Source organism: Glutamicibacter sp. FBE19 (assembly GCF_015524875.1).
Taxonomy (GTDB): domain Bacteria; phylum Actinomycetota; class Actinomycetes; order Actinomycetales; family Micrococcaceae; genus Glutamicibacter; species Glutamicibacter halophytocola.
In genome coordinates, this window is record NZ_JACKQN010000003.1 from 250,959 (window position 1) to 276,100 (window position 25,142).

Annotated in this window: 26 protein-coding genes and 1 tRNA gene; 21 read left to right on the forward strand and 6 right to left on the reverse strand. The window is 57.0% G+C overall.

The annotated features are described in order from the left end of the window. Positions 1-523: 523 nt before the first annotated feature. Complete coding sequence (locus H6F58_RS07105) at positions 524-2,554, forward strand: hypothetical protein (protein ID WP_195181469.1); 2,031 nt, start codon at positions 524-526, stop codon at positions 2,552-2,554. Next, on the forward strand, positions 2,551-4,104 hold the full coding sequence (locus H6F58_RS07110; protein ID WP_195181470.1) for a hypothetical protein: 1,554 nt from the start codon (positions 2,551-2,553) through the stop codon (positions 4,102-4,104). Before H6F58_RS07105 ends, H6F58_RS07110 begins: the two co-directional genes overlap by 4 nt. 38 nt (positions 4,105-4,142) lie before the next feature. On the opposite strand, the gene H6F58_RS07115 is transcribed toward H6F58_RS07110, so the two are convergent. Then, positions 4,143-4,898, reverse strand: a complete 756-nt coding sequence (locus H6F58_RS07115; RefSeq protein WP_195181471.1) for a hypothetical protein — start codon at positions 4,896-4,898, stop codon at positions 4,143-4,145. A gap of 123 nt (positions 4,899-5,021) precedes the next feature. On the opposite strand from H6F58_RS07115, the gene H6F58_RS07120 reads away from it, so the two are divergent. The 5 genes from H6F58_RS07120 to H6F58_RS07140 all read left to right on the forward strand — a co-directional run bounded on the left by H6F58_RS07120 (position 5,022) and on the right by H6F58_RS07140 (position 9,236). After that, positions 5,022-5,501, forward strand: a complete 480-nt coding sequence (locus H6F58_RS07120; protein ID WP_195181472.1) for a hypothetical protein — start codon at positions 5,022-5,024, stop codon at positions 5,499-5,501. After that, positions 5,498-5,908, forward strand: a complete 411-nt coding sequence (locus H6F58_RS07125; protein WP_195181473.1) for a hypothetical protein — start codon at positions 5,498-5,500, stop codon at positions 5,906-5,908. Before H6F58_RS07120 ends, H6F58_RS07125 begins: the two co-directional genes overlap by 4 nt. A 54-nt stretch (positions 5,909-5,962) precedes the next feature. After that, on the forward strand, positions 5,963-7,336 hold the full coding sequence (locus H6F58_RS07130; RefSeq protein WP_195181474.1) for a peptidoglycan-binding protein: 1,374 nt from the start codon (positions 5,963-5,965) through the stop codon (positions 7,334-7,336). Positions 7,337-7,338: 2 nt separating this feature from the next. After that, a complete protein-coding gene (locus H6F58_RS07135; RefSeq protein ID WP_195181475.1) occupies positions 7,339-7,647 on the forward strand; it encodes a hypothetical protein in 309 nt (102 codons plus the stop codon). Between the two features lie 173 nt (positions 7,648-7,820). Then, positions 7,821-9,236, forward strand: a complete 1,416-nt coding sequence (locus H6F58_RS07140; protein ID WP_195181476.1) for a hypothetical protein — start codon at positions 7,821-7,823, stop codon at positions 9,234-9,236. Positions 9,237-9,315: 79 nt separating this feature from the next. Here the strand turns inward: H6F58_RS07140 and H6F58_RS07145 are convergent, their stop codons facing one another. Continuing rightward, positions 9,316-9,675 carry a hypothetical protein gene (locus H6F58_RS07145; RefSeq protein WP_195181477.1) on the reverse strand — a complete coding sequence of 120 codons (360 nt, stop codon included), beginning with the start codon at positions 9,673-9,675 and terminating at the stop codon, positions 9,316-9,318. A 324-nt stretch (positions 9,676-9,999) separates the two neighbouring features. On the opposite strand from H6F58_RS07145, the gene H6F58_RS07150 reads away from it, so the two are divergent. Further along, positions 10,000-10,401 carry a hypothetical protein gene (locus H6F58_RS07150; protein ID WP_195181478.1) on the forward strand — a complete coding sequence of 134 codons (402 nt, stop codon included), beginning with the start codon at positions 10,000-10,002 and terminating at the stop codon, positions 10,399-10,401. A gap of 371 nt (positions 10,402-10,772) precedes the next feature. Here the strand turns inward: H6F58_RS07150 and H6F58_RS07155 are convergent, their stop codons facing one another. Continuing rightward, positions 10,773-11,240 carry a hypothetical protein gene (locus H6F58_RS07155; protein ID WP_195181479.1) on the reverse strand — a complete coding sequence of 156 codons (468 nt, stop codon included), beginning with the start codon at positions 11,238-11,240 and terminating at the stop codon, positions 10,773-10,775. 235 nt (positions 11,241-11,475) lie between these two features. Between H6F58_RS07155 and H6F58_RS07160 the strand changes: the two genes are divergently transcribed. The 8 genes from H6F58_RS07160 (at position 11,476) to H6F58_RS07195 (ending at position 16,841) form a co-directional block, all read left to right on the forward strand. Then, positions 11,476-11,551 (forward strand) — tRNA-Val (locus H6F58_RS07160). Between the two features lie 398 nt (positions 11,552-11,949). Then, positions 11,950-12,384, forward strand: coding sequence for an ArsR family transcriptional regulator (locus H6F58_RS07165; RefSeq protein WP_195181480.1), 435 nt, complete (start codon positions 11,950-11,952; stop codon positions 12,382-12,384). Beyond that, positions 12,381-12,740, forward strand: a complete 360-nt coding sequence (locus tag H6F58_RS07170) for a nuclear transport factor 2 family protein (RefSeq protein ID WP_195181481.1) — start codon at positions 12,381-12,383, stop codon at positions 12,738-12,740. The genes H6F58_RS07165 and H6F58_RS07170 overlap by 4 nt, the downstream gene beginning before the upstream one ends. A 13-nt stretch (positions 12,741-12,753) precedes the next feature. Next, positions 12,754-13,101 carry a TfoX/Sxy family protein gene (locus H6F58_RS07175; protein ID WP_146275061.1) on the forward strand — a complete coding sequence of 116 codons (348 nt, stop codon included), beginning with the start codon at positions 12,754-12,756 and terminating at the stop codon, positions 13,099-13,101. 141 nt (positions 13,102-13,242) lie between these two features. After that, positions 13,243-13,851, forward strand: coding sequence for a class I SAM-dependent methyltransferase (locus H6F58_RS07180; RefSeq protein WP_195181482.1), 609 nt, complete (start codon positions 13,243-13,245; stop codon positions 13,849-13,851). 174 nt (positions 13,852-14,025) lie between these two features. Continuing rightward, entirely contained in the window at positions 14,026-14,220 is a 195-nt protein-coding gene (locus H6F58_RS07185; protein ID WP_146275063.1) for a CsbD family protein, read from the forward strand. A 180-nt stretch (positions 14,221-14,400) separates the two neighbouring features. Beyond that, the gene (gene argE / locus H6F58_RS07190) at positions 14,401-15,570 is read left to right on the forward strand and encodes an acetylornithine deacetylase (protein WP_244652404.1); all 1,170 of its coding nucleotides are present in this window, start codon (positions 14,401-14,403) and stop codon (positions 15,568-15,570) included. Further along, a complete protein-coding gene (locus H6F58_RS07195) occupies positions 15,567-16,841 on the forward strand; it encodes an MFS transporter (RefSeq protein WP_171919075.1) in 1,275 nt (424 codons plus the stop codon). The genes argE and H6F58_RS07195 overlap by 4 nt, the downstream gene beginning before the upstream one ends. Positions 16,842-16,912: 71 nt before the next feature. Here the strand turns inward: H6F58_RS07195 and H6F58_RS07200 are convergent, their stop codons facing one another. After that, a complete protein-coding gene (locus H6F58_RS07200) occupies positions 16,913-17,602 on the reverse strand; it encodes a hemolysin III family protein (RefSeq protein WP_257746297.1) in 690 nt (229 codons plus the stop codon). 168 nt (positions 17,603-17,770) lie between these two features. Further along, positions 17,771-18,031 carry a GlsB/YeaQ/YmgE family stress response membrane protein gene (locus H6F58_RS07205; protein ID WP_060701523.1) on the reverse strand — a complete coding sequence of 87 codons (261 nt, stop codon included), beginning with the start codon at positions 18,029-18,031 and terminating at the stop codon, positions 17,771-17,773. Between the two features lie 319 nt (positions 18,032-18,350). Between H6F58_RS07205 and H6F58_RS07210 the strand changes: the two genes are divergently transcribed. Next, positions 18,351-18,872: a gluconokinase gene (locus tag H6F58_RS07210; RefSeq protein ID WP_195181483.1), complete on the forward strand. Its 522-nt coding sequence runs from the start codon at positions 18,351-18,353 to the stop codon at positions 18,870-18,872. Positions 18,873-18,919: 47 nt separating this feature from the next. Continuing rightward, positions 18,920-20,335, forward strand: a complete 1,416-nt coding sequence (locus H6F58_RS07215) for a GntP family permease (protein ID WP_195181484.1) — start codon at positions 18,920-18,922, stop codon at positions 20,333-20,335. A gap of 99 nt (positions 20,336-20,434) precedes the next feature. On the opposite strand, the gene H6F58_RS07220 is transcribed toward H6F58_RS07215, so the two are convergent. Beyond that, on the reverse strand, positions 20,435-21,169 hold the full coding sequence (locus H6F58_RS07220) for an FCD domain-containing protein (RefSeq protein WP_060701526.1): 735 nt from the start codon (positions 21,167-21,169) through the stop codon (positions 20,435-20,437). Between the two features lie 206 nt (positions 21,170-21,375). On the opposite strand from H6F58_RS07220, the gene gndA reads away from it, so the two are divergent. The 3 genes from gndA to H6F58_RS07235 all read left to right on the forward strand — a co-directional run bounded on the left by gndA (position 21,376) and on the right by H6F58_RS07235 (position 25,111). Continuing rightward, positions 21,376-22,815 (forward strand): NADP-dependent phosphogluconate dehydrogenase, encoded by a 1,440-nt coding sequence (gene gndA, locus H6F58_RS07225; RefSeq protein ID WP_060701527.1) that lies wholly within the window; start codon positions 21,376-21,378, stop codon positions 22,813-22,815. 197 nt (positions 22,816-23,012) lie between these two features. Then, positions 23,013-24,017: a phosphodiester glycosidase family protein gene (locus tag H6F58_RS07230; RefSeq protein ID WP_146275068.1), complete on the forward strand. Its 1,005-nt coding sequence runs from the start codon at positions 23,013-23,015 to the stop codon at positions 24,015-24,017. Further along, positions 24,014-25,111: a bifunctional glycosyltransferase family 2/GtrA family protein gene (locus H6F58_RS07235; protein WP_146275069.1), complete on the forward strand. Its 1,098-nt coding sequence runs from the start codon at positions 24,014-24,016 to the stop codon at positions 25,109-25,111. Before H6F58_RS07230 ends, H6F58_RS07235 begins: the two co-directional genes overlap by 4 nt. The last annotated feature ends 31 nt before the right edge of the window (positions 25,112-25,142 follow it).

A 25,142-nucleotide genomic window follows, 5' to 3' on the forward strand; every position in this document is an offset into this window, starting at 1 on the left:
TTACTCGCTGAATGGTTCGTCGTTCACTATGGACTTTGGGCCTCAAGCTCCCAACGTTGCGGGTGAGCATCGCCTATCGCATACGTTTACGGTTCCTTCCGGGGCGACTGGTTCTGTTATCGCTGTAGGCTGCGCAGGCAGTTCTACAGACCCTAATTTCGTAACCTATGTCGATTCGGTCCTGATTCAAGAGGGATCTGTATCCGCACCATATTTTGACGGGTCAACTGCTGGCACGCCACTATATAACTTCGAATGGTCTGGAACGTCTCATAGTTCTTCGTCCATTCGCCGGCTAGTGTCAAACACGGATGTACTCGCTCTAAAGTCACGCGTCCTTGTGAATGGCGTTCAGCGCGACGTTTTGTCCTGGTCTGTTGACCGGGACGTAACCAACGATCTACCTGAGCAAGTTGTTGGTGGTGCCGGTATCTCTCAAGCCACGGGCACGATTCGATGGGCATCAAAGGACGTTGAATCAGGCGCGCTCAACCCTTGGAACCCATCGACAGGGTGGATACCCATGGATGGCGACAAGGTCGAGATCTATGCAGGCGACCGCTCCACCGAGTGGAAGCAGTTCACTGGGGTCATCGACACTACTAGCGGCGACATCGGTGGCGGGATTGAATCTCGAATTATCGACAACATCGACAAGCTCTCCGCAGTTGTTGATATCCCCGCGTTGATGACTGGAATGCCCCCGCTAACTGAAGGTGGAGCATGGCGACGCTGCGGCATGTCATCGAGGTTCACGCAGAACACCGCGCTACGTACGGCGGGTTTCCATTCCACACCGGCACCCGAGTGGGATTGCGTTCTAGATGTTCCGATGCAGGGCTCTACGTGGCCACTGCGCGGGACACTGGTCTCGGGCACTAAGCGTTCTGACACGGCTTCTGCACCACCTGCTTATGGTTCGATCTGGGGTTCGGCAATTGGCGACTGGACGGCAAACTACACGCCATCTGTAGCGCGGCCATCTACCACTCCTGTGCAGATCACGTTGATGCGCACTGATGCCCACGCGGATTTCGGGATTGTCCGGGTTGAATACGGTTCATCCGCTAAATCCGTTGCGTTGCAACTATCGTCCGTGAACTCAGCACAAGCACTGGTCAACGGGACAGTCGTTGCGACCGTGGCCTGCACTGGAAACGCCATCGCAACCGTTCTCTACAAGAACGGTACGGTCACGATCAAGACCTCTGCAGGTGCAACTCAGACCGTGAGCGCACCAACCGGGGCCACCGGAAACGTCACACAGATCGTCACCGCTGGCGGCGTGAATGCCCGATGCGCGGGCATGCAGGTATCCCACCCTACGGACACCGGCAAGGAATTCACATCACTGAGCTTTGTGCCATCGGCGTACATTGCGACCGGGCAAATGCACACAGGCAACCTTGTGCTGCCCGCAGTGCCCGGCGTGCCAGCCCGAGAAATCCTCGAAGATATCGGTGCGGCGACTCTGCGCCCGCTGTGGATTGACGAGTATGGGAAAGCTGTTATCACAGGATCAGACACCTTGTACACGAAGTTCTCTGTCCAGACCGTGACGACCCTCGATGATATTCGAGAACTGTCATGGGAGCGGAACCTCCTGTCTGTCAGGTCGGAGATCCGAACCAAGTATCTGAAACCTACCGTGAACTCGCGCACCACACCCTCAGTTGAGGCATGGTCGCAAAATGAATCGGTAGTGCTTCAATCAGGCGAATCGCAAGAGGTCGTCATCGAGCCAGGGGCAGACGAAGACTGGATCATGCCAGATGCAGGGTTCGAAGTCCTGGGCACGGGCGGAATCACGAACATCAACAAGGGTGCAACATCCGTGACCGCTGGCGTACTCACCGATGGGGCAACGGAATCTTGGGCTACCCAAACAGTCCCACCAGCACTAACAGTCACGGTCACCCAAGAAGCAGCAAACCGTTTCGTCGTAAAGCACGTGGCCGGAACACTGCCAGCAGGAAACCAAGTAGAGCTTCGCACCGTCTCCGAGAACTTCGTTGGCACGACAGCACTATGGCCGTACTGGTGGGGCAAGCAAATGCCACGACTCACCGCCTACGCCGTAGTGCGCTGGGACGAAGCACTGCGAACACCAACTGTGGCTGGAACTCGCGGGCCAGTCCTCGAACTGGACTGCGGGCCTTGGCTGAGCAGCGGCGGAACGGATACGACCGCTATTGATGCGCTGTCGTCGTTCGTTGCTACGCAGGTCACTAACCCGCAACCAACAATCAAGGAAATGCGTGTTGGGTATGATCCGCGCCGCCAATTGGGAGACGTAATCACTGTTTCATCGCCGAACTTCATGGGTGTTGAACTTCGGTGCTTGATCGTCGGCATCAGCAACAGCGGAGGCAGTAGCGGTTATGAGCAGTCGCTGACGGTTCGCGTTATCAGCGCAACCACCACTTACACCACCTATCAACAGTTCGTGAACGCATGGGGCAACTCAGCGACTTACTCGAACTTCCTAGCGGCATGGGACTCCATTTCAACCTATGCCGACTTCAACCAGAATCCACTAAGGGGTACAGCTTGACCTATCTTTTCACCAGCCCCGACAATATCCCATTTCCGAAGCTGGATAGCAAGATCGCTGATCTGTCTAACTCTGAGACCCTTCAGAAATTGCTTGAACAGGTAGCGGGAAGCGTTCAAACTGCTCTCACTGGCCGGGATAACGCGACTCCACGTATTCGGGGAAGCGTTGACGGGATGAACCTCGACAACCTCGTAGGGCTTGCCTGGTTCGGGTGGCACAACATCACATCAACCGGTGGCGCAACGCCTCTGCCGGCGAACTTCAATAATCGTGGAAGCTTCTACGTCTCGGGCAACGATCAGTTCAATACGGTCCAGTTTCTTACCGGTCGAGAAGCGAACACAACTTGGCAGCGAACATGTATTGACCCGAATACGACACCTAAGGTGTGGAGCGCATGGCGTTCCAACTTGGGAGCAAACGGGTCAGCTAACGGGCGCGATCTCAATGCAATGTTCAAGCCGATTGATTTTGGGGTTTGGGATGTTGACGCGACTGGCGGGGCAATCGGGCTACCTTCCACGTTCCCTTCTGGTAAAGCTACGTTAGAAATTGTCGGTAACACTCCCTATACTGTGGTTCAACGCCTTACCTGGCGCGAACAAAACATCACATGGCAGCGAACCGGCAAAAACACCGGTGCCGCCATCCCTGAATGGAGTGAGTGGACCATCTCTGCTGCACCAGCTGTCTCCCTGCGAACCAATCTCGGCATGATTGGCGACTCGCTTGTGGCATCACATAATCTCGTGCCGTCACTCACCGCCGCGCTGCCCGGTGTTTATTGCTACTCCCGGGGTTGGAACGGCGAGACCACTGACGGTCTGGCGTTGCGTCTTGGGGCCAATGAGATAATGTGGACTGTCGCAGGTGGAGTCATTCCAGCATCGGGAGCGGTGACCGTGACGACAGCGCAAACACTTGAAGTCATGACTTCCGATACCTACTACACTGGCAGGCTTGCCGGGATTCCTGGTCGTATCAACAAGACCTCCGCAGGGTTCTCGTTCGTTCGAGATGACGCAGGCACCGCAGTAACCGTGAGCACGAAACTGAAGTTGGACCCGACGTGGACAGCCACCACACTGCTGCACATGGTCGGCATCCTTGCCGGACGCAACGACGTGACACTCGGCGCTGAAGGCATTGAAGGTTCCATCCCAGCTCACGTAGTAGCCAACACCCGTCGAATTGTAGAAAGCCTGCTTCCCCTGAAGAAGCTATTCTTCTTGCTGGGGACCATCAACAGGACTACCGAACCACGCGGTTCGGCTGGCTACGAAGCTGTCGTGGAAATCAACCGCCTCTTGGCAGAGCTTTACCCTGGCCAGTTCATCGACTTGCGCGGGTACCTTGTGCATCAGGCGATCTACGATCTGGGCATCACCCCAACATCAGCAGACTTGGCGAACATGGCTAACGACTGCCCGCCACCGTCAGTGATGGTAGACGACACCCACTACACGGACGCAGCAGCAACAGCAATCGTTAACAACTTGATTGCCCCATGGCTGATTGGCAGCGGTTACTACGATCAAGCTGCATAGCAAAGAACCCCAGACTGTTTTCAGTCTGGGGTTCTGACCTAGCCCCAGAGCCGGTCGGTTGCCACATTCAAGAGTTCACGCCAGTGCAGGTCGCGGACTTCCAAAGAATCAATGATGTGATGGTCAAACCCGGTTGGCACGAAGCGCGGCGAAATCATCCCATCGTCATCACCTGACAGATGGCTATTGATATCGAAGTACCCGTACCCGAGTTCATCGCACGCCAACCGCAGGGTGTCATTGAACTTACCTGCCAATTGAGTACGGAAGATGTCCGATGCGTAAGTGTTCTTCAGCTTCGCCACCACATCGTCGCGTTTCAGAGCATCTTCGGTGCTGTCTGTAAATCGTTCTGTAACGATCCGGGTGATGTACTTGATCGCTTTATCGCGGTCATAGCAAAGAGTTGGGAGATTTATACCCTTGATGATGATCCGCGACGCTGGCATTTCAAGGGTTTCAATGTAGCTGAGGTAGGAAGCTACGAAGTAATCAATGAGCTCTCCAACAGGGCGGGTGTCGCCTTGGACGTACTGGCGAAACGGCACACCAAGTTCGATATCCACCTGGCCAAGATTGAGCACCAAGAAATCGGGCTTTGCGTTGCCTATCCACTTCGGGATATCCGACCCAACATTCAATGTGGAAGTCAGTTTCCCCACTCCCGTTACGGTCGCTCCATGAATCACTTTGTTGTAGCACGTAACGCCTCGAAGGGATTTGTTGATTGTCCGGAGTTGGTTAGTGATACCGAAATACTCCGTATGAGAATCACCGACGACGAGGAACTTCATGTGCGACCTGCTCTAACTGGGTTGAGAGTGAGATGCATGAGTGCATCCTCAAAAGTTTATCAAAACGGTGCAACTTTAGTGTTCTACCGCCGTGACCAGATCCAATTCTAGGAGGTGGGCCCATTGCCCACACACGTTTACCAGCCGTTGAGGAACCCACCCACGTGGTGGGACAGACTCCTCGTGCATCCGCTCGACACTATAGTGGCCTCGATTGCTTTCGGATTCGGATTGCTCGTCGCCATATCAGTGGCCTCAACAACGTTCTCACCGTCCAAAAGCATGGACCAGATGCCCCTTGTGGTGGTCGTTCTAGTTGCAGTATTCCTGACGGCCGGCGGAGCGATATCACTCGTCGGACTGAACTGGTCTGGCGACGAGGTATCAAAGGGTTGGGCCTTGGAGCGTTTCGGCTGGCTACTGAGCCTCGGCGGATTCGCCGTCTTCGCAATCAGCGTTTCTTGGCACTATCCAGGGAGCGTGTTCTCCTGGGGGATGCCACTGGCACTGTCTATCGGATGCCTTCTCCGCTTCGTTTCCCTTGTGCTGATCGAACGATCCACACGGAAGATCATCACTGAAACGGAGAACGACACACAATGAGCCCAGAAGCGATCATCACTGGCATCGTCACAATCCTCGTTGCCGTTCTCGGCGGTGGTTTCTGGCAGTACCGACAGTCCCGCAAAGAAGCGCCAGTGAAGAAGAAAGACGCGGATCTCGCCGCCGCTAAAACTGCCCAGCAAATGGCGTTGGACATCGCAGATGATCTCCGTGAAGACGTAGCCAGGTTTCGCGAAGAACTCAACACTGAACGAGAAGAGCGGAACAAGCTCTCCGGACGTGTCGACTCATTGGAGACCCATATTCGCGAACAGGACAAAACAATCCGCCGACTGCGCGACGCAATCCGACTCTTCACCGCAGCGTGGGACGACCTGACTCATCGATGGGACTTCTACCGCAAGTCCGACCATCCGCCTGCACGGCCAAACATCAACATCGACTAAGCCACCAGCGACCTGGTGGCTTTTTTCATACCCAAAATCAGCAAGGAGTCACCAGTGAAAGAACAACTGGTCACGCACAGCGACAAAATCTATGACGGGGTCAACCGGTGCACCTCAATCACGGTCCACGAGACAGCGAACAAGGCGGCCGGCGCTGACGCACAAGCACACGCAGACCTGCAGTCCAGCGGGGGAGCACGCCAAGCATCCTGGCACGTCCAAGTCGATGACACCGAAGCGATCCGATCCTACCCAGACACGGCCCAGTGCTGGCACGCCGGCGCCGATGAGGGCAACCGTAATTCGCTGGCCGTCGAAATTTGCGTCAACGCAGACGGCGACTACGACGAAGCGTTCATACGCGCAGCCGGTGTCGTTCGTGACTGGCGGATCCAACACAAGCTCGCGCGCTCTCAGGTGAAGCAACACCACGCCTGGACCGGCAAAGACTGCCCAGCGCAAATGCGTCTCGCCGACCGGTGGGAAGAATTCCTTGACCTGACCGAACCGAACCAGAAAGAAGAAAAACCAGTGGCACAAATGGTGTCCCCATTCGAGGGGCGACTCACCCAGAACCACGCAGACCGCGGCGGGTATCCCGGGCACAAGGGAATGGACATTGCCCCGCCAAAGCCGGGACAGGTTGGTAGGCCGATCTATGCGGCATTCGATGGAACGATCCGCAGGATCTCAAGGGGCATCCGACCAGGCAACCGAATGGCTACATGGGCTAGCGGACGCACCGGAGGCGGGTTGCTGATCTCCAACCCTGATGGTGAGGGTAACGGATACAACCACATGCGCGTGCTTGACCACTGGAAGGTGGGGGACAAGGTCAAGCGTGGCGATCTGCTCGGCCACAACAACCGCTCCGGACATCAGACCGCACCGCACCTTCACTTTGAACTGTGGGCGGACTGGCGCAACTCTAATTCGGATTACGATCCGCAGCTCGCGTTCAAGAAATTCGGTGTGGAGCCTGGTTCGGCGCCACGGATTGAAGTCCTGCCGGTTGGCAACGTCACCCCGGCGAAGCCGAAACCATCTGCCAAGCCGAAACCCAAGCCTGCAAAGTCCGGCAACAGCAAAGCTGACAACGAGGCCATCCAACGCGCGCTCACAAAGATGGGCCTCTACAAGGGTGACATCGACGGAGTGAACGGCAGCATGCAGAAAGCCGCGGTCAAGGCCTACCAGAAGGCGCACGGGCTCAAACCGGACGGTCACTGGGGCCCGGTCACCCAAGCCAAGTTCGAACAGGTCAAAGCAGTCCAGCGAGCCCTGCGCAATGAGGGATACACCAAGCAGACCGTAGACGGCTACGACGGCGACCAAACCACCGCAAACACCCGCGACTACCAACGCCGAGTAGGGCTCGTCCCAGACGGCGTCGCAGGACCCAAAACCCGCAAGAAACTAGGAGTATAACCGTGTCTAACTGGACCCAACTCATCCCCGCCCGAATCCGAACCACCCTATACGTCGGCTTCGGCGTACTGTCCCTCGCGCAGTCATCCGTTCTCGCCTACAGCGCGGCCGTGCAGACGCCAGCACCCATCTGGGCGGTCGGCGCCGGCGCCGTGCTCGGCGTCATCGGTGCAGCGTTCGGATTCGTGGCTGCAGGCAACACCGACGTGACGGCAAACAAGACTGTCGCAGTGAAGCTTGATGCGTCAGCAGTCAACGCACGAATCGATGACGTGGCGGCCGAATACGAAGGCAAGCACGTAGCCGAATAGCATCCGCCGATCATTTTCGTCAAGAGGTGAAAATGATCAACCCCAAAGTTTCCGGGTAGCTCCCGGGAGTAGCGCAACGGCTACTGGACCGTTGCAAAGCTGGGCACCCGGGACGCGTACGTTAGCCGGGTGCCTGGCATCTAACACTTCAACTTCTAGCCGCTAGGAGAACCGTGCACTGCACCTACGCTGCGGCCCTCAACACCACGGGCTTACAAGACCAACCCACGATCACATCCCGCGCAATGGCCGCGCAACTCGCAGACTACGGACACCTAGTCAGCAAAAGCACCATCAACAACCACCGAAACCAAACATGCCGATGCGGCAACAAAACTCCGACCACGCCCGAACAAGATGAAAAACAGGCCACAAATTCAGCAATAGGCAATAACGTACCGACTTCTGAACATAAACCAGCCGCAGCGCCTAACGTTCAAGAAGTTGTGCAACAGTCCGGGACAAGCGAAAGCGCTGACGCTTACACCATCACCTCAGAAAAAGCCTGGGGCTACAACGACTTCTGCGAGTTCATCCGCGCCAAAGGCCAAGACCCAGAAAAAGTCACCTTCAACTGGGGCGTGACAACCAACCCTTCCGGTGGATTCTGGAACAAAATCAACAACGTCCGATTCAAAAGCGCCGCGGAAGCCGGGGACCCAGCTTGGCCCGTAATCCAGCAAGCACAACCGGTCACAGTCAAAATCCCGCAGCCCGCGCCAGCACCGTACCGCCCGCATAAACTAGCGCTCAAATCCGCTGACCACCAAATCGGATACAGGCGACTAGCCGACGGCACACTAGACCCATTCCACGACCAACGAGCCATGGACATCTTCGTCATGGTCTGCGCCGAATACCAACCGGACAAGATCCAGATCCTAGGCGACTTCCTCGATATGCCATCCCAATCACGCTGGGCACAAGAGGCTGGATTCGCACTAACCACACAAAAAGCTTTCGACACCGCCCACGCATGGCTAGCTCAACTCCGAGCAGTCGCACCTAACGCGGACATCATCATCGTCGAGGGGAACCACGACAAACGCATGCAAAACTTCGTTGAAACCAACGCACTCGCAGCGTTTGGACTACGACGCGCCAACATGCCCGAATCATGGCCGACAATGTCCGTCCCGTACCTGCTGCGCCTCGACGAGCTCGACATCACCTATGTTGACGCATACCCTGCAGCGACCGACTGGGACAACGACACCACACGAAACATCCACGGAACCCGAGCCAACAGCAAGGGCTCCACCACATCTCAGTACATCCACGAACTGCCGCACCTCAACACCTGGGCAGGACACACTCATAGGGCAGAGATCACCCACCATCAGGTCATGGGCCCACGCGGAGAACCAATCCGCTCATACTCCGCCAACCCAGGGTGCATGTGCCGAGTAGACGGGGCGGTCCCATCCGTGAATGGTGCCATCGGCGCCAACGGATCGCCGGCGAAAGTAGTCGAGCAGTGGCAGCAGGGGATCGGATTCGCGTACTACGACGAAACTGAGTCATGGCCATTCGTGTACCGGATCATCGACGGGCGAACCATAATCGATGGCAAGCAATACGCAGCGTAAGTGATAGTAATGATTCGTATTACTATCACTTACTGAGAACCGCCCCACCTTCAGACGAGGGTGGGGCGGCTTTTTTGCTTTAGATCGTAGATTCTATTGGAACCACTTCGCCGCGGTTTGAACCATGCAGGATATCGTGAGGATCGAGCAACCTGTCGCAAGTGTTTATTGCGTGGGCTATGGCGCTGTACTTCCACCCCCGCACTCGGAAGGTCCGTGCGAATGTCCCGTTGACTGTGCGGTAGAAGTCGAGAATGGTCTGTCGCGGAGGTTCTGTCGGCACTACTTCAAGATTCTTGTTGGGTAGCGAGATGTAGATGAAAAGCAGTTCATCGTTTGTGGGATCAACCAACGCCACCAGCGCGGTGTCGTTCTGGGTCGCGACGAGTCCCATGGCTTCAGTGAGTAGTTCTTGTGGTTGTGAGACAACGATCGGCATTCCTTCTTCCCACGAATGTTCGCGTAGAAAGCTTCGCCCGCTTCTGGTTCCGATGAACTCTGAGACTCGGGTTGCTGTGGTCGATCGTGCATAGCGTCCTGGCATTGTGTCCTACATTTCTTGCTCGATAATTGGGCAATTTTGCGAGTAGGTTGAGGTCAAAGTTCTATTGGTTGTTTTTTCCTCATACGCGGGTGGCCAATGCTGCCCCTAATGCCGCGAACTTCAACCATATGCGTACCTTCCCTAGAAGTCGATAGGCCAGCCTTCTTTGTTCCAAGAGAATGAAAATTCATCGTGCTCGGTGGCCGATAGAATCGATCCGTGCAATTTACTCCTGACCCTCAGCTGCTGCGGTCATATGATCCCTATGCGCGGCCTTTCCTGGAGATCCAGGTCGAAGGCGGCGCCGTGGCTGGCACGGCGGTCGCGTGGTGCGGGGATATGGTCCAGGTGACGTACCCGCTGATCGCGTACAGGAGCGGACCGGCTCAGCACTGGTTTACTTCGTGGGTGCCCAAGTGGCGGTGCCGAAAAATCAGAAGCACTGACGCGCCCTACCATTTGGAATTCGTTTCGCCGCAGTGGCTACATGAGCAAGACGAGACAATCGAATATAGGCCGATGGATCCGGAATGGACGCTGCAAACAACTAGCGTTCTCTATGACCGAGTGCGCTTGATGAAGAAACCTAAACGTTTCGAGGACCGGGACGGTCTCGGCTAGAATTCGCCTTATGGATCAATATGGAAACCTCGGCCCCTACCAAGACCCGCGAGTGCGCCAATGGTGGGACGAACTGGAAGTGGAAAACCCCAGCGGCGAAAGCGCTGAATAGCAGGGCCAATAAAACGTAAGCTTACGTTTTCTCTGAGCCAATCCCAGAAAAATCCTGAACACGTAAGAAACACGTAAGCACCCCAATCTATCCGCTAGATCTAGTGGGAAACACGCACGTTTACACCGTGAATGTCATCGGTTCGATCCCGGTAGGGCCCACCAAGCAAAAAAATCCTCGATCCATCCGGATCGAGGATTTTTTCGTGCATGCCCGGCTTATCCGACACGCTGCAAGCTCGATAGTGGACGCCCAGCGCTCAATTCGACTGTTTGCGCAGCCGTACTGTTGTTGTGGTGCCCATGATTCCTGCTTCGTAGGAAATCTCGCCATCTTTGAACGTGAATTTCTTGGTGTCGTCACCCGAGGCCAAGATCGCGCTGTCTGTGGCTTTGCGATCGCGTTTCGAGGTCCACGAGTAGGAACCTGTTGATGTCCCCAATGTTTTGAAAGTTCCAACCCAATAAAGCGACGAGGTATCCCCATTATTCGTGACCCAATTAATGGTGATGGAATCTTCGTCGATCGTCGCGGCCTGGTACGCGTTGGGGTCCAGTGAATTCGTCTGCTTCCAATTTCCAGCCAAATCTGCAGTTTCGGTAGCGCGGCTCTGTGCGGCAGTGGGCAATGCCGCTGATTCCAGAGGAGTCTGGGACCGAGCCTGCGCACCGCAAGCGGGTAGCGCAATGCATAGCGCCAGTGATATGAATGCGAGTGATTTCTTCATGGGCCCAGCTTGGCTCACGGGTCGGAAAATTTAGCGATCGCTGAAGCGTTGCGTCTTTCAGCCCCCAGCCTTGATCGCAGCACGGCGAATATTCACATGCTGCGATAGTGACGCTCGGCACTCTTTTGTGGAATTACCTTGTTCAATTTGCCAAGTCAGTCCCGGGTGTACTAAATTATTTTTTGTTGCAGAAGACGGATGAAGGAGCGAAAATTCCTTGTTTGAAACTGCAGGAGGGCCTTTAGCTCAGCTGGTAGAGCGTCACGTTTACACCGTGAATGTCATCGGTTCGATCCCGGTAGGGCCCACCAACAAGATAACCGCTTCAAAACTCCTGACCGGAGTGCTTGAAGCGGTTTTTCTGTATCCAAGGTTCGTCGAATCGGCATCGGCGAGTGCCAGCAAACGAACAAAAATGTTGTCTAGGCTTTGCATGCCGCTCGGGCCAGGCATCAACTAAATATGCGATACTTGCCGCTTGCGTTTTCACCTCTTCCAATCCGCCAGAGAGAACGCCGCTTCAAGGGCGTCAGGGTTGCAGCTGGCGTTGATTGTACAACGGCCCGATAAACGCGGTATTTCATTGCCGCGGCAAATCTCGGCTCTCCTTTCGGCAAGTGATCGTTTTCCCCTTCTCCAAATACGCTGACTTTCACGAGCACAAGCCCGCATTTTTGTTACGCTGGGCCCACTTGCTGCAGGAGGCGCCATGGAAGGTTCAGCATCAGCCATCGACCTTGGACTGTCGTTGCGCACGCAAACCGATGCGAATCGCAGGGAGTCCCTGAAGATCATCTATCTAGCCGAGCAACCCATGCTCTCCACTGCCGAGCCCGGAGAACTTTCACGGCAAACGACTTCTCATCAGTTAGAGGCGCTGGGGAAAACAGGACTCTTCATCAATACCCCAGAAGGCCCTCAGCAGGTTTTTGCAGTGAACACCGAGGGGTTTGCGGCCGTTCGTTCGTATTTGGACGGTGTTTGGCCGGAGCAGTTCTCTGACCTCAAGCCGTTGACCGAATCCGGAAAGTGGAAAGCCATGGCAGGGACAGGCGGCGAATTAGGTGCAGTCCTTGACACCCCTTGCCAAAATAGAAAGGACACAAGCAGCTTGCGCAGAAGGAAGAACGGGAGAATCCGATGAATCGGGGCACCGCGCACGGGATCGTGAAGAAATATCACCAAGCATGGACCACCGGAGACATCGATACGGCCATGAGCTGCGTTTCCAAGGACATCATCTGCCGTGCCCCCGGAATGGATCTGAAAGGGATCAACGCCTACCGGGACTTCATCGGCGGCTTCGCGCCAATGCTGACCGGCATCGGTGAGATCGCGGAATTCGCCGAGGGCGATCGGGTGGCGCTGTTCTACTACCCGCAGACCGCCGTCACTGCCACGACCCCGGCCGCGGAGTATTTCACCGTCGAAGACGGTTTGATCGTGCACAGCGTGCTGATTTTTGACCGCATGTCCTACCGGCCGACCGGGCAGGCCTGAACAAGTGAATGCCATGACTCCCCAGCAATCTCAGGTCGTTGCGCGCCTGAGGTCGATGCTTGCAGCCGAGCCCGCGGCGCGGGAGGTCTCGATGTTCGGCGGCAGGTCCCTGATGGTCAACGAGAAAATGCTCGTCAGCGTCCACAAAGACGGGGGACTGCTCGTGCGAGTCGAATGCGGGCAGCATGAGGAGGTGCTGGGCTGGCCAGGGGCCTCCCAAGCAGAAATGGGGCGCGGCCGCATCATGGGCCAGGGCTGGATCCAGGTTGCCGCTGAAGCCATCGTCACTGATGACCAGCTCGCTATTTGGATTCGTGCCGCCATGGACCACAACTGCAAGGCCACCGGTGCAGACCAATAAGTGGAAGGCGGCGCGCTCCTGCAGAGCCCTGGCTCAACGCCTGCGGCGGACCATCCGCAACAGGGCGAAATCCTGGAAGAAGGCCGAAGCGAAGCGCCAGCCAACGGCAGGTTTACGGGTGTGCCGTGGGAAAATGGAAGCATGAGTGCACCTGACGAAAACCTCTGGCTCGCCAATCTGCGGGCCAACCCCGACCATTCCCAGAACTTTGCGCAGCGCTGGCGGAATCTGGCCGCCGAAGGCAAGGACATCTTCGGTGAAGCGCGCACCATCGATGCGATGGCCGAACGCGGCAGCAGGATCCTGGATGCCGGCTGCGGCACCGGACGCATCGGCGGATGGCTCTCCGAGCAGGGGCACCAGGTGGTCGGGATCGACCTCGACGCGCACTTGATCGACGTCGCCCGCGAAGACTATCCGCTGGCGCAGTGGCAGGTCGGGAATCTCGCCTCATTCACCGTGGACGACGGTGCAGGGCATCTTCGTGAATTCGACCTGATCGTCTCGGCCGGCAATGTCGTGACGTTCTTGTCCGAGGCTGAACGCCTGCCGGCCCTGCAGAAAATGCGGGAGCATCTGGCTGCCGATGGCCGCCTGGTCATCGGATTCGGTGCCGGGCGCGGCTACGCATTCGAGGAATTCACCGCCGATGCGGTACGCGCAGGGCTGGCGGTTCAGCAGCGCTACTCGACCTGGACACTGCGCGAACCAGGCGAGGACTTCCTGGTGGCAGTCCTGGGCCGGGCCTAGGGGCGCAGGACCCAACGGACCGGCGAGCGCATGGCCTATCCGCCGGCCGAGGCCGGCGCCGGTTCGGCGAATAGATTCCAGCCAATGCGCAGGCGCTGGCCAGCTGGCTCGAGTACTCAACCGGTAGTGTCGAGATTGTACGACGTTGGACCAACCGCGTGAGGAGTACATCTGATGGGTTTGCTAGACAAGTTCAAGAACAAGTCCCAGGAAGCTGCGGGCAAGGCCAAGGAAGCCGCGGGCGATGCCGCCGGCAACGAGGAGCTGCAAGCCGAGGGTATCAAGGACCAAGCGGCAGCGGAGGCCAAGCAGGCTGGTGAAGCAGTCAAGGACGCCGCCAAGGATGCCCGCGATAACTTGGGCAGGTAGAAGCAGTGACCTGATGGCACCCGCGAGAGCGGGTGCCATTGGCGTCTTTGGCGGCGATCCGCGAGCCGCAGGGGTAGTCGGCAAAGAGCCCAAAGCCATTGTTGGACATCTACTATGCGCTAGTGACTAGGTGTGACAGCATGAAAACTGTGTAACGAAGCCGAGTACCCAGGAGTTGTAATGGCTGCACCCACCGAAGCAAGCATGAAAGAAATCCGCGAGCTGATCGCGGTGGACACCACGAGCCGCGACAGCAATTTGCCGCTGATCGAAAGTGTTGCCGGAAAACTTCGAGCGCACGGTGTGGAGTCCACGCTGATTCACAATGAAGAGCGCACCAAGGCCAACCTGCTGGCGACCATTCCTGCGAGCGATGGCGGCCGCACTGGCGGCATTGTGCTCTCGGGGCACACCGACGTGGTCCCGGTCGACGGGCAGGACTGGAGCAGCGAGCCATTTGATGCCCAGGTACGAGGCGACAAGCTGTACGGCCGTGGAACCTGCGATATGAAGGGCTATCTGGGCGTGATCCTGGCCAAGCTCGATCAGCTGACCAGCGCCCAGCTCTTCGAACCAATCCACCTGGCGCTGTCCTACGACGAGGAGGTCGGTTGTGTCGGTGCGGTGAGTTTGGTGGACAAGATCGTGGACGACGGATTGGCACCCCGCGGATGCTTTGTCGGGGAGCCGTCGAGCATGCGGGCGATTCGCGGACACAAGTCGATGAATGTGTTCCGCGTGCAGTTCAACGGAGTCGCCGCGCACTCGTCGCTGCCCTCCGAGGGCGTGAACGCGATTTCCTATGCGCTGCGCTTTGCCGGCTTTGTCGAGGAAGTGTCCCAGGAGCTGCGTACCAGCGGGCCGCAGGATGCAGCATTCATCGAGCCGCCCACCACCATGAACGTGAACAAGTTTGATGCCGGCATCGCAGTGAACACCATTCCTTCGCAAGCGGTGGTGTTCTTCGAGTACCGTTCATTGGCTGTGGTGGATCGCGAGCAGCTCACGGCCCGCTTCCGCGATGAGGCAGCCAAGCTCGAAGCCCAGATGCGCGTCAAGAATCCGTCGTGCTCGGTCAGCTTCGAGCAGCAGGCTGGTGCTCCCGGCCTGGATACCGAGCCGGGCGAGGAAATTGTCGCGCTAGCGGCAGCCTGCGGGGCGATCGCCACCGATGAGAAGGTAACCTATGGTACCGAAGCGGGCTTGTTCTCGGCCGCGGGCATTCCGACCGTCGTATGCGGCCCTGGGGACATCGCCCAGGCACACGCGCCGGATGAATACATCTTGCTCGACCAGATCGCCGAGTGCGAGAACTTCATTGACTCGCTGATCGCGCAGCTGAGCCGATGAGTGCGGCTAGTCCAGCCACCGCGCGACAGATCGCGATGGCCCGCAAGGCGGTCATTTCCAGCTCCATTGGCGCTGCCCTGGAATGGTTCGACATCATTGTTTATGCCACCTTTGCCACCACCATTGCCAAGGTTTTCTATCCCGAGTCGGATCCGACCTTCGCACTGATCCTCACCTTCGCAACCTTTGCAATTTCCTACGTGATCCGCCCGCTGGGCGGGATGGTGCTGGGAAGCTATGCGGATCGCAAGGGACGGAAGAAGGCGCTCACCCTCACCCTCGGGCTGATGATGGTGGGCACCTTGATCATGGCCGTGGCTCCTCCCTACGCGTCGGTCGGCGTGGCAGGCGCGTTGATCATCCTGCTTTCCCGCCTGATTCAGGGATTCTCTGCCGGTGGCGAATTCGGAACCTCGACCGCATTCCTGATCGAAACGGCTCCGCATAAAAAGGCCTACTACTCTTCGTGGCAGGTGGCCAGCCAAGGCGCTTCGATGATGCTCGCCTCCGGGTTCGGATATTTCCTCACTACTGGCCTGAGTCCACAGGACCTGGAAGCGTGGGGCTGGCGTGTGCCATTTTTCGTGGGCCTGCTGATTGGTCCGGTGGGGCTGTACATCAGGGCCCGGCTGGAAGAGACCGAGGAATTCACATCCGTGGTGAAAGAAAAGTTCCCGCTGGGGACCCTCTTCAAAGTGCACTACGGGCGGCTGCTGGCCGGATCTGCGGTCATTGGTGTCGCCACGATCTCTGTCTATTTGATCCTGTTCATGCCAACCTTCGCCGTGAATAACCTGGGCATTCCGGGTGACGCGGCTTTCTTGGGCGGCATCGCAGCTGGCGTCATCACGCTGTGCGGGGTGCCGCTTGTCGGGCATCTGGCAGACCGCGTTGGGCCTGCAAAGGTGATGACCTATGCGGCAGCAGCTGCATTCGTGCTTGCCTATCCTTTGTTCAAGCTGATGACCTCCACACCCACAGTCGGGGTCATGGTGGTGGTGATTGCGCTGCTTGGCGTCATCATGTCCTTCTACTTCGGACCGCTTCCTGCGCTGCTCTCGGGACTGTTTCCAGCGGCTATCCGTGGTTCCGGATTGTCAGTTGCCTACAACGTGGGCGTGACCTTGCTCGGGGGCATTGCTCCGCTGGTGCTGACCTGGTTGCTCAAGGTGACGGGTTCGCTGGATGCGCCAAGTATCTACTACATGGCCATCGCCGTGATTTCGCTGGTCGGCTTGTTCTTCGTCCGTCGGCGCTACGCTCAGCGCTAGCGTCCGTTGAACGCGCACGTGGCCGCCAGCTCTTGTGAGTTGGCGGCCACGAGTCTATGCAATGTGCTGGTCTAAAGCGCGACGAGCAGTACTGCAGTCCAATGGCAGAGGAACGCGATGATTGTGCAGGCATGGAATAGTTCGTGGAATCCGAAGACTGTCGGCAAGGGGTTGGGCCGTTTGGTGGCATAAAAAACGGCTCCAATCGTATATGCGAGCCCGCCGGCAAGGATCAGGATCATGGTTGCCGGATTTGCCGCCCAAAATGCTGGCAGCTGCATGAGCGCGCCCCACCCGAGCAGGATGTAGAGACCCACGCCGACCCAGCGCGGTGCCGTGGGCCAGATAGTTTTGATGGCAATCCCGGCTATTGCTCCAGCCCAGATGATGGATAGGACGATTATTGCCTGTTTGCCCGGGAGTGTCAGCGCAGCAACCGGTGTGTAGGTGCCGGCGATGAGCAGGAAAATGTTGGCGTGATCCGCTCGGCGGAAAAGACCCATGACCTTGTCGGTCCAATTTCCGCGGTGGTAGAGCGCGGAGGTGCCAAAGAGCAGGATGGAGCATATCGCGAAGATTGCGCTGGTCCATTCGGCAAGGCGCCCATCGGCCAGGACGATGAGCACCAGATTCATGATGATGATTCCCGGAGTTGACCATGCATGAATCAATCCGCGCCAGCGCGTTCGTTCGGTGCCGATGGACAAGAATTTTTTCGGAGCTCGAATGTCTGCGGTGGGGATCATGGGATCAATGGCCACGGGAGTCCTTAACGTAGTGCTCGGGGAGTGATCCCCAGTCTTCGAAGTCTACGGCAGAATGCTAGGTTCCCACTGTGCCTGACGCAGGATGCCAAGCAAGAAGAAACCCGTCCAGTTCACTGGGCGGGTTTCTTGAATGGCGAAAGGGACAAGTGTAAAAATGGCCGACTAGGCGCGCTTCTTGGTGATGAATCCCCAAACGACCAAGACAATCAATGCGCCGCCGATGGCCAGGATCCAGCTCCAAAGTGAGAAGAACCCGCTCATTCCCTTGTCAAAGATGAGGCTGCCAATCCAGCCGCCGAGCAATGCGCCGACGACCCCTAGCAGCAAGGTTGCGATCCATCCGCCACCTTGCTTGCCTGGCAGGATTGCTTTTGCGATAGCGCCAGCAATCAGGCCCAAAACTATCCATCCAATGAATCCCATGATTCGCTCCAATGGTCAGAATCTCTAGTGATCGGGTTTGACCACTTAATCCAGACATTACATTGCTTTGAGCTGGGGTTCTATAGAGGGCCTGTTGATTCTCGGGCTTTTCTCAACATAGATTCAAGTTTAACTTGAAGGTTCGTGATGTTTCCGCTTGCAAATGATGTTTGATCTGTGGTTTTCAAGAAGCCGAGGTTCGAGTCTTGTGAAATGGTTGACATGGGTCACCGTCGCTCATACGCTTGTTAAATCAGATTTTATCCAATCAAACAATCCTTAAGTCTGATATTAGGTTTGCGCACGACGGAGTGAATACATGAGTGAACTGGTCCCAGCCATCATCGTTATGGGTGTTTCGGGCAGCGGCAAGACGACTATCGGCCAGATGCTGGCAGATGAGCTGAATCGTCAGTTCGTCGACGGCGATAGCCTGCACCCCGAATCCAATAAGCAGAAAATGGCCGCAGGCGAAGCATTGGACGATCAGGACCGCGAACCATGGTTGCGTGTCATTGGCCAGAAGCTTGCTGAAGGAACCAACCAGGGAGAACCGTTGGTGATTGCGTGCTCCGCCCTGAAGCGCAGCTACCGCGATCTGATTCGCTCCTTGGAACCGTCAACCATTTTTGTGCACCTGGCAGGTGTGCCCACTGTTATTCGCGATCGAATGAACGCACGCTCCCACGAGTACATGCCTTCCTCGCTGCTGGACAGCCAATTGGCAACCCTGGAGCTGCCCACCGCTGATGAAGCGGTACTCACCGCTGACATTTCCAATTCCCCTGAGGACATCGTGCGTCAACTTGTAATTGACCTCGGAGTAGCGCACCTCGCATAAGCCACCTGCCAGCAACTGGCATGAACAACCATTGATCAAGGACGACAATGACAACTGAGCTCGAAATGAACTGGACGCTGGGTACGCCCGGTCTCCTCGGACTCGCGGTAGCGGCGGTCGCCGTGCTGCTGGTCCTAATTATCCGCTTCCGGGTCCACGCTTTTGTGGCTCTGGTTCTCACCAGCTTGCTGACGGCAATTGCCGCAGGCATTCCTGCGGCATCGGTGATCACCACTTTGACCAGCGGCTTCGGCTCAACGCTTGCGAGCGTCGCCTTGCTCGTGGGTCTTGGTGCGATGCTCGGCCGAATGCTGGAAACCAGCGGTGGCGCCGAGGTGATGACCAACTGGCTGATCTCCAAGTTCGGTGAAAAGCGTGCTCCGCTGGCGCTGTCCGTGGCATCGCTGCTCTTCGGTTTCCCGATCTTCTTCGACGCTGGCCTCGTGGTCATGCTTCCAATCATCTTCACCGTGGCACGCCGCCTGGGTGGATCTGTTCTGTACTACGCAATTCCAGCGGCAACTGCATTCTCTGTGATGCACATCTTCGTTCCACCACATCCAGGCCCAGTGGCGGCTTCGGGTCTGCTTGAAGCGAATGTTGGCCTGGTCCTCGTTCTTGGCCTCGTTGTCGCCATCCCGACGTGGTTCTTCTCCGGCCACCTGTTTGGCAAGTTCGTTGGCAAGAAATTCAACATCCCAGTACCAGACATCCTGGATGCAGCACTGGGCAACGGCACTGGCAAGGATGACTTCAAGTCCTCTCCATCGGTAGGAACTGTCTTCAGCCTGCTGCTTCTGCCGCTGATCTTGATCTTCATGAACACCGGGCTGAACATGCTCGGCAGCGCCGGCATCGTTGATGCAGAAGCATCATGGGTTACCTGGCTTCGCCTGTTTGGCGAGACCCCGGTGGCGCTGCTGATTACTGTGTTGCTCGGAATGTTCCTGCTCGGCTTCCGCAAGGGCAAGGACAAGACCTTGGTTGAGACCGTCGTTGACTCGGCTCTCGGCCCGGTATGCTCGATCATCTTGATCACCGGAGCCGGCGGCATGTTCGGTGGAGTGCTTCGTGCCAGCGGCATCGGCAATGCTATCGCGGATTCGCTGCAGTCGGTGGGTATGCCGCTGATCATCGCGGGCTTCCTGATCGCAGCCATCGTGCGTTTGGCACAGGGCTCGGCCACCGTGGCATTGACCACCGCGGCTGCCATCGTTCAGCCGGCAATTTTGGCTGATAGCTCCTTGACTGCTTTCCAGGTGGCCACCATGGTTCTGGCGTTGGCCGCCGGTTCGGTGTTCGCTGGCCATGTGAATGACTCCGGCTTCTGGCTGGTGTCCCGCTTCCTGCAGATGGACGTATCGACGACTTTGCGGGTGTGGACCGTCGGGCAGGCTTTGGTTTCGGTTATCGGCTTCGCCTTCGTGATGGTGCTCTACGGCATTGCGACTGCGCTTGCCTAGCAAGCTGCCTCTCTAGCGAAAAAATCCGCCGGCCCAACGAATATTCGTTGGGCCGGCGGATTTTTCAGTTGTCCTGAAAGCGAGAATCAGTGCGCTGATCTAGCGAGCATCCTTGGCTGGGTCGACAAACAGGCGCGGCTGGCCTTCCCAGAGGCTGCAAATCTCGTTGTGGGTGCGGCGCATGATGCTTTCCATGTTCTTGCGGGCACCGGCCGAATCGGAGTTGGAGATGGCATCGGCTACCGATTGGTGCCAGAGCAGCGCCTCTTCGTGCGGGCGCTCCGGCATCAGGCCAAGTTCGGTTCGACCGCGCAGGATCGCGCCAATGGGCGTGGAGAGATTCGCGAACATCTCGTTGCCTGAAGCGGCAAGCACCAGGGCATGGAAGCGAATGTCCAGTTCCAGGAATCGGCGAAGGTCGCCTTGGCGTCCATAGTGATTCATTTGAGCGGAGATCATCATCAGCTCCTTGCGCATGGCTTCCGGTGCGACCTCGGCGGCCAGTTCAGCGGCCATGGGCTCGACGGAAATGCGAAGCTCGGTCAGGGAGCGCAGCTGCGTCCCTTTTTGATCGCCGGCCAGGCGCCAGCGAATGACGTGATCGTCGTAGGGGTTCCAGCTTTCCGCCCCCAGAACCCGAATGCCCACGCGCTTGGTGCTGGTCACCAGGCCGCACTGCGCGAGCACGCGAACCGCTTCGCGAATCACCGAACGGGAGACCTGGAGCTTCTGCTCAAGATCCGCGGCAAGAATAATCGAGCCGCGCGGGATTTGTCCGCTGACGATGCGGGAGCCGAGATGCTCAACCACATGAGCGTGCAGACTAGTTGCCATAGGGATAGTTTAGCTAACGGCTAGGGACAAATAGGGTTGCGCCCACCGAATACCCAGAATAAATATGTTTTAACTTTGGTAGTCCTCTGGGAAACAGGGTGCTGTGCCTAGTAGGATGGGAAGGTCACGTGGTCGTGATTCAGGGGCCATGGTTTATGGTCTCTGTTAACGGCACACCTCCCCGTAATTGATGGAGACTTATTTTTATGCCTGCACAGATTGGTGTCACAGGTCTGGCCGTGATGGGCGCAAACCTCGCCCGCAACTTCGCCCGCAACGGATACACTGTCGCCCTGCACAACCGCTCGGTCGGAAAGACCGACGCACTGCTTGAGGCGCATGGCGATGAAGGCGACTTCATCCGCACCGAAAGCCTCGAAGAGCTGGTCGCGAATCTTGAAACCCCGCGCCGCGTTCTGATTATGGTCAAGGCTGGCGGTCCGGTGGATTCCGTCATCGACCAGCTGGTTCCGCTGCTTGATGAAGGTGACATCGTCATTGACGCAGGCAACTCGCACTACACCGACACCCGTCGCCGTGAAGCAGCCCTGAACGAAAAGGGCCTCCACTTCGTTGGCGTTGGCGTTTCCGGTGGCGAAGAGGGCGCACTGCTGGGCCCATCGATCATGCCAGGTGGCTCGGCCGAGTCCTACAAGGCGCTGGGCCCGATGCTGGAAAAGATTTCCGCCAAGGCCGACGACGGTGCCCCTTGCTGCGCATGGATTTCCACCGACGGTGCGGGCCACTTCGTGAAGATGGTCCACAACGGCATTGAATACGCCGACATGCAGGTTATCGGCGAGGCCTACGACCTGCTGCGCAGCGCTGCAGGCATCGAGCCAGCCGCACAGGCCGAAATCTTCAGCGAGTGGAACAAGGGGGAGCTTTCCAGCTTCCTGATTGAAATCACCGCTGAGGTTCTGGGCCACACCGACGCTGCCACCGGCAAGCCGCTGATCGACGTAATCCAGGACTCCGCGGGCCAGAAGGGCACCGGACGCTGGACCGTGCAGTCCGGCCTGGACATGGGCTCGCCGGTTTCGGCCATCGCCGAATCGGTATTCGCTCGCTCGCTGTCCTCCCAGCGTGACATCCGCGCTGTGGGCCAGAAGGTGCTCGCCGCGGACACCACCGAGGTCACCCTGCCAGAGAACTTCGTCGAAGACGTGCGCCAGGCACTGTTCGCATCGAAGCTGGTTTCCTACGCACAGGGCCTCGACATGCTCACCTCAGCTGCCGGTGAATACAACTGGGAGCTGAAGCTGGACGAGATCGCTGGCTTGTGGCGTGAAGGCTGCATCATCCGCGCGGCCCTGCTCAAGGACATCACTGCTGCTTACTCGGCGGACGAAAAGCCAGTCAACCTTCTGTTCGCTCCTGCCTTTGCAGAGGCAATCGCCAAGGCAGTTCCTGCATGGCGCCGTGTAGTCTCCGTGGCAGTTCAGCTTGGCATTCCGGCGCCAGTCTTCTCCTCGTCGCTGGCTTACTACGATGGCCTGCGTCGCGACCGCCTGCCAGCAGCATTGACCCAGGGTCTGCGTGACTTCTTCGGTGCGCACACCTACCGCCGCACTGACAAGGAAGGCACCTTCCACACTCTGTGGAGCGGTGACCGTTCCGAGATTGCTGCAGAGGATACTCACTAGAGTTTTCACAGCCTAAACCGGCCTTCTTTCTAAGGAATTACTTAGAAAGGGGGCCGGTTTTTCTTAATAGGATCAGCGTCACAAAGGAAAGTTTTCCCCCGGAAACATCCAACAAAATCTTGCTTGAATTCCCGTTCATGGAAAACACCTATGTATATCGATAACTGCTGACAGGTAGCGTCTATATAAATTTTTCCATGACGAATTCTCCTCAATCACAAAATACGCGAACCCAGCAATTAGCCCACGAAAAAGCGGCCAAGAGTAAAAAGCCATCACGCCGAACGGTACTCATCGGGTCGCTGGCGGTACTCGCCTCAGCAGGTGGCGGTGCAGGATGGGCGCTGGATCGATTTGTTATCGAGCATGTTGAGCAAACCGGTGTCACCAGTGCAGCCGCAACATCTGCGACGACCGCTTCCGAGACTGCGGCAAGTGTCACTGATACCAGCTACACCTCGAATCTTGCCAAGATCAATATCACCAAAACCGTCAAGGGCAGTGGCAGTAATCAAGTGACCTACTTTGCAGCCGACCTCAAGCTTCAACAAGGAACCGTGCTGGCTTCTGCCTTTGCCAAGGACAGCTTTGGCGAGAACATCACTGAGACCACCAGCGCCATCGCAGAGAACAACTCAGCAGTATTTGCCATCAACGGCGACTACTACGGATTCCGGGACACGGGCATTGTCATTCGCAACGGCGTGGCCTACAGAGATAAAGGCGCCCGTGAAGGACTGGCGTTCTACAAGGATGGCAGCGCCAAGGTTTACGACGAAACCACTACCAACGCAGACACGCTGGTCTCCGAGGGCGTCTGGCAAACTCTGTCTTTCGGCCCTGCTGTCGTCAAGAACTCGAAACAAGTTGACGGCATTGACCAGGTCGAGGTTGATACCAACTTCGGCAACCACTCGATCCAGGGTCAACAACCACGAACTGCCGTTGGCATCATTGATGAGAAGCATTTCGTTTTCGTCGTTGTCGATGGTCGTTCGGAAGGCTATAGCGTCGGGGTGACGATGCCGGAACTGGCCCAAATCATGCTGGATCTGGGGTGCGAAACTGCTTACAACATTGACGGCGGCGGATCTTCGACCATGTTCTTCAACGGGCAACTGGTTAACAATCCTCTGGGCCGTAATCAAGAGCGAGGCACCTCTGACATTCTCTTTATCGCGGGGCAGGGGGAGATGCAATGATTCTCCTGATCCCAGCATATGAACCCGACGAAAAGCTCAACCAGCTCATTGAGTCGCTAAAACTGCAGAGCAACGAAACGATCCTGGTCCTTGTTGACGATGGCAGCGGAGCAGAATCGGAGGAAATTTTCACCTACGCCCAGCGCCAAGGAGCGGTCCTCATCCAGCATCCGGTCAACATGGGAAAAGGGGCCGCGCTAAAGACCGGTTTCAGCTTCATCGCCGAAAACTTCCCTGGGCATGATGTTGTGACGGCTGACTGCGACGGCCAGCATGCTGCCGAGGATATTTACGCTGTGGCAAGGCAGGTGGGCAGCAAAAAGGGCATCGTTCTTGGCGAACGTGAATTCTCCGGGAAAATACCCCTGCGCAGCCGATTGGGGAACAAGGTCACCACATTGTTCTTCGCGCTATCCACCGGTACGTGGCTCAACGACACCCAAACTGGACTGCGTGGATTCCCAGCAGAAGTACTTGAATGGCTGGGAAGCGTGGACGGCGAGCGCTATGAATACGAATTGAACATGCTCCTTGAAGCGCGCAGGAAGAATATCGCTCTTGAATCGGTCAAGATACAGACCATCTACCTCAACGACAATGAGAGTTCACACTTCAGGCCCATCAGGGATTCGATACGGATTTATGCGCCACTGCTGAAGTTCTCTGCATCTTCGCTGGCAGGGTTCGTGGTGGATACTCTTCTGCTAATGGTGTTCACGGCGATATTCAATAACTTGTTGCCGGCAGTGGTCTTGGCGCGACTCGGAAGCGCAGCGGTGAACTATTGGATCAATCGACAATTGGTGTTCGCCGAAGGCCGTTCGTTGCCGATGCGGTCAACTGTGGCTCGGTACGCGCTGCTGGCACTGGTGCTGCTGGCATTGAATTATGAGTTGCTGACACTGCTCTCAACTGCTGGAATCCCTCTGCTGTTCGCAAAGATTGTCACGGAGATTGTCTTGTTCCTGGCGAGCTTCTCAATCCAAAAGCGGTTTTTGTTTCGACAGCGACGTCAGCGGGAGGTGCCAATTCAAAATTCACAAGCGGGGCATTTGGTGAATACAGAATCGCCACAGACAGGTATTGAAAGATAGTCATATACCCTTCATCGAACAGTAATAAATT

Coding starts and splice junctions, on each gene's coding strand:
- H6F58_RS07105 (WP_195181469.1), top strand. CDS start 524: ATGGATGGCGACAAGGTCGAGATCTATGCAGGCGACCGCTCCACCGAG.
- H6F58_RS07115 (WP_195181471.1), bottom strand. CDS start 4,898: ATGAAGTTCCTCGTCGTCGGTGATTCTCATACGGAGTATTTCGGTATC.
- H6F58_RS07125 (WP_195181473.1), top strand. CDS start 5,498: ATGAGCCCAGAAGCGATCATCACTGGCATCGTCACAATCCTCGTTGCC.
- H6F58_RS07145 (WP_195181477.1), bottom strand. CDS start 9,675: ATGCCGATCGTTGTCTCACAACCACAAGAACTACTCACTGAAGCCATG.
- H6F58_RS07155 (WP_195181479.1), bottom strand. CDS start 11,240: ATGAAGAAATCACTCGCATTCATATCACTGGCGCTATGCATTGCGCTA.
- H6F58_RS07165 (WP_195181480.1), top strand. CDS start 11,950: ATGGAAGGTTCAGCATCAGCCATCGACCTTGGACTGTCGTTGCGCACG.
- H6F58_RS07170 (WP_195181481.1), top strand. CDS start 12,381: ATGAATCGGGGCACCGCGCACGGGATCGTGAAGAAATATCACCAAGCA.
- H6F58_RS07175 (WP_146275061.1), top strand. CDS start 12,754: ATGACTCCCCAGCAATCTCAGGTCGTTGCGCGCCTGAGGTCGATGCTT.
- H6F58_RS07180 (WP_195181482.1), top strand. CDS start 13,243: ATGAGTGCACCTGACGAAAACCTCTGGCTCGCCAATCTGCGGGCCAAC.
- H6F58_RS07185 (WP_146275063.1), top strand. CDS start 14,026: ATGGGTTTGCTAGACAAGTTCAAGAACAAGTCCCAGGAAGCTGCGGGC.
- argE (WP_244652404.1), top strand. CDS start 14,401: ATGGCTGCACCCACCGAAGCAAGCATGAAAGAAATCCGCGAGCTGATC.
- H6F58_RS07195 (WP_171919075.1), top strand. CDS start 15,567: ATGAGTGCGGCTAGTCCAGCCACCGCGCGACAGATCGCGATGGCCCGC.
- H6F58_RS07205 (WP_060701523.1), bottom strand. CDS start 18,031: ATGGGATTCATTGGATGGATAGTTTTGGGCCTGATTGCTGGCGCTATC.
- H6F58_RS07210 (WP_195181483.1), top strand. CDS start 18,351: ATGAGTGAACTGGTCCCAGCCATCATCGTTATGGGTGTTTCGGGCAGC.
- H6F58_RS07215 (WP_195181484.1), top strand. CDS start 18,920: ATGACAACTGAGCTCGAAATGAACTGGACGCTGGGTACGCCCGGTCTC.
- H6F58_RS07220 (WP_060701526.1), bottom strand. CDS start 21,169: ATGGCAACTAGTCTGCACGCTCATGTGGTTGAGCATCTCGGCTCCCGC.
- gndA (WP_060701527.1), top strand. CDS start 21,376: ATGCCTGCACAGATTGGTGTCACAGGTCTGGCCGTGATGGGCGCAAAC.
- H6F58_RS07230 (WP_146275068.1), top strand. CDS start 23,013: ATGACGAATTCTCCTCAATCACAAAATACGCGAACCCAGCAATTAGCC.
- H6F58_RS07235 (WP_146275069.1), top strand. CDS start 24,014: ATGATTCTCCTGATCCCAGCATATGAACCCGACGAAAAGCTCAACCAG.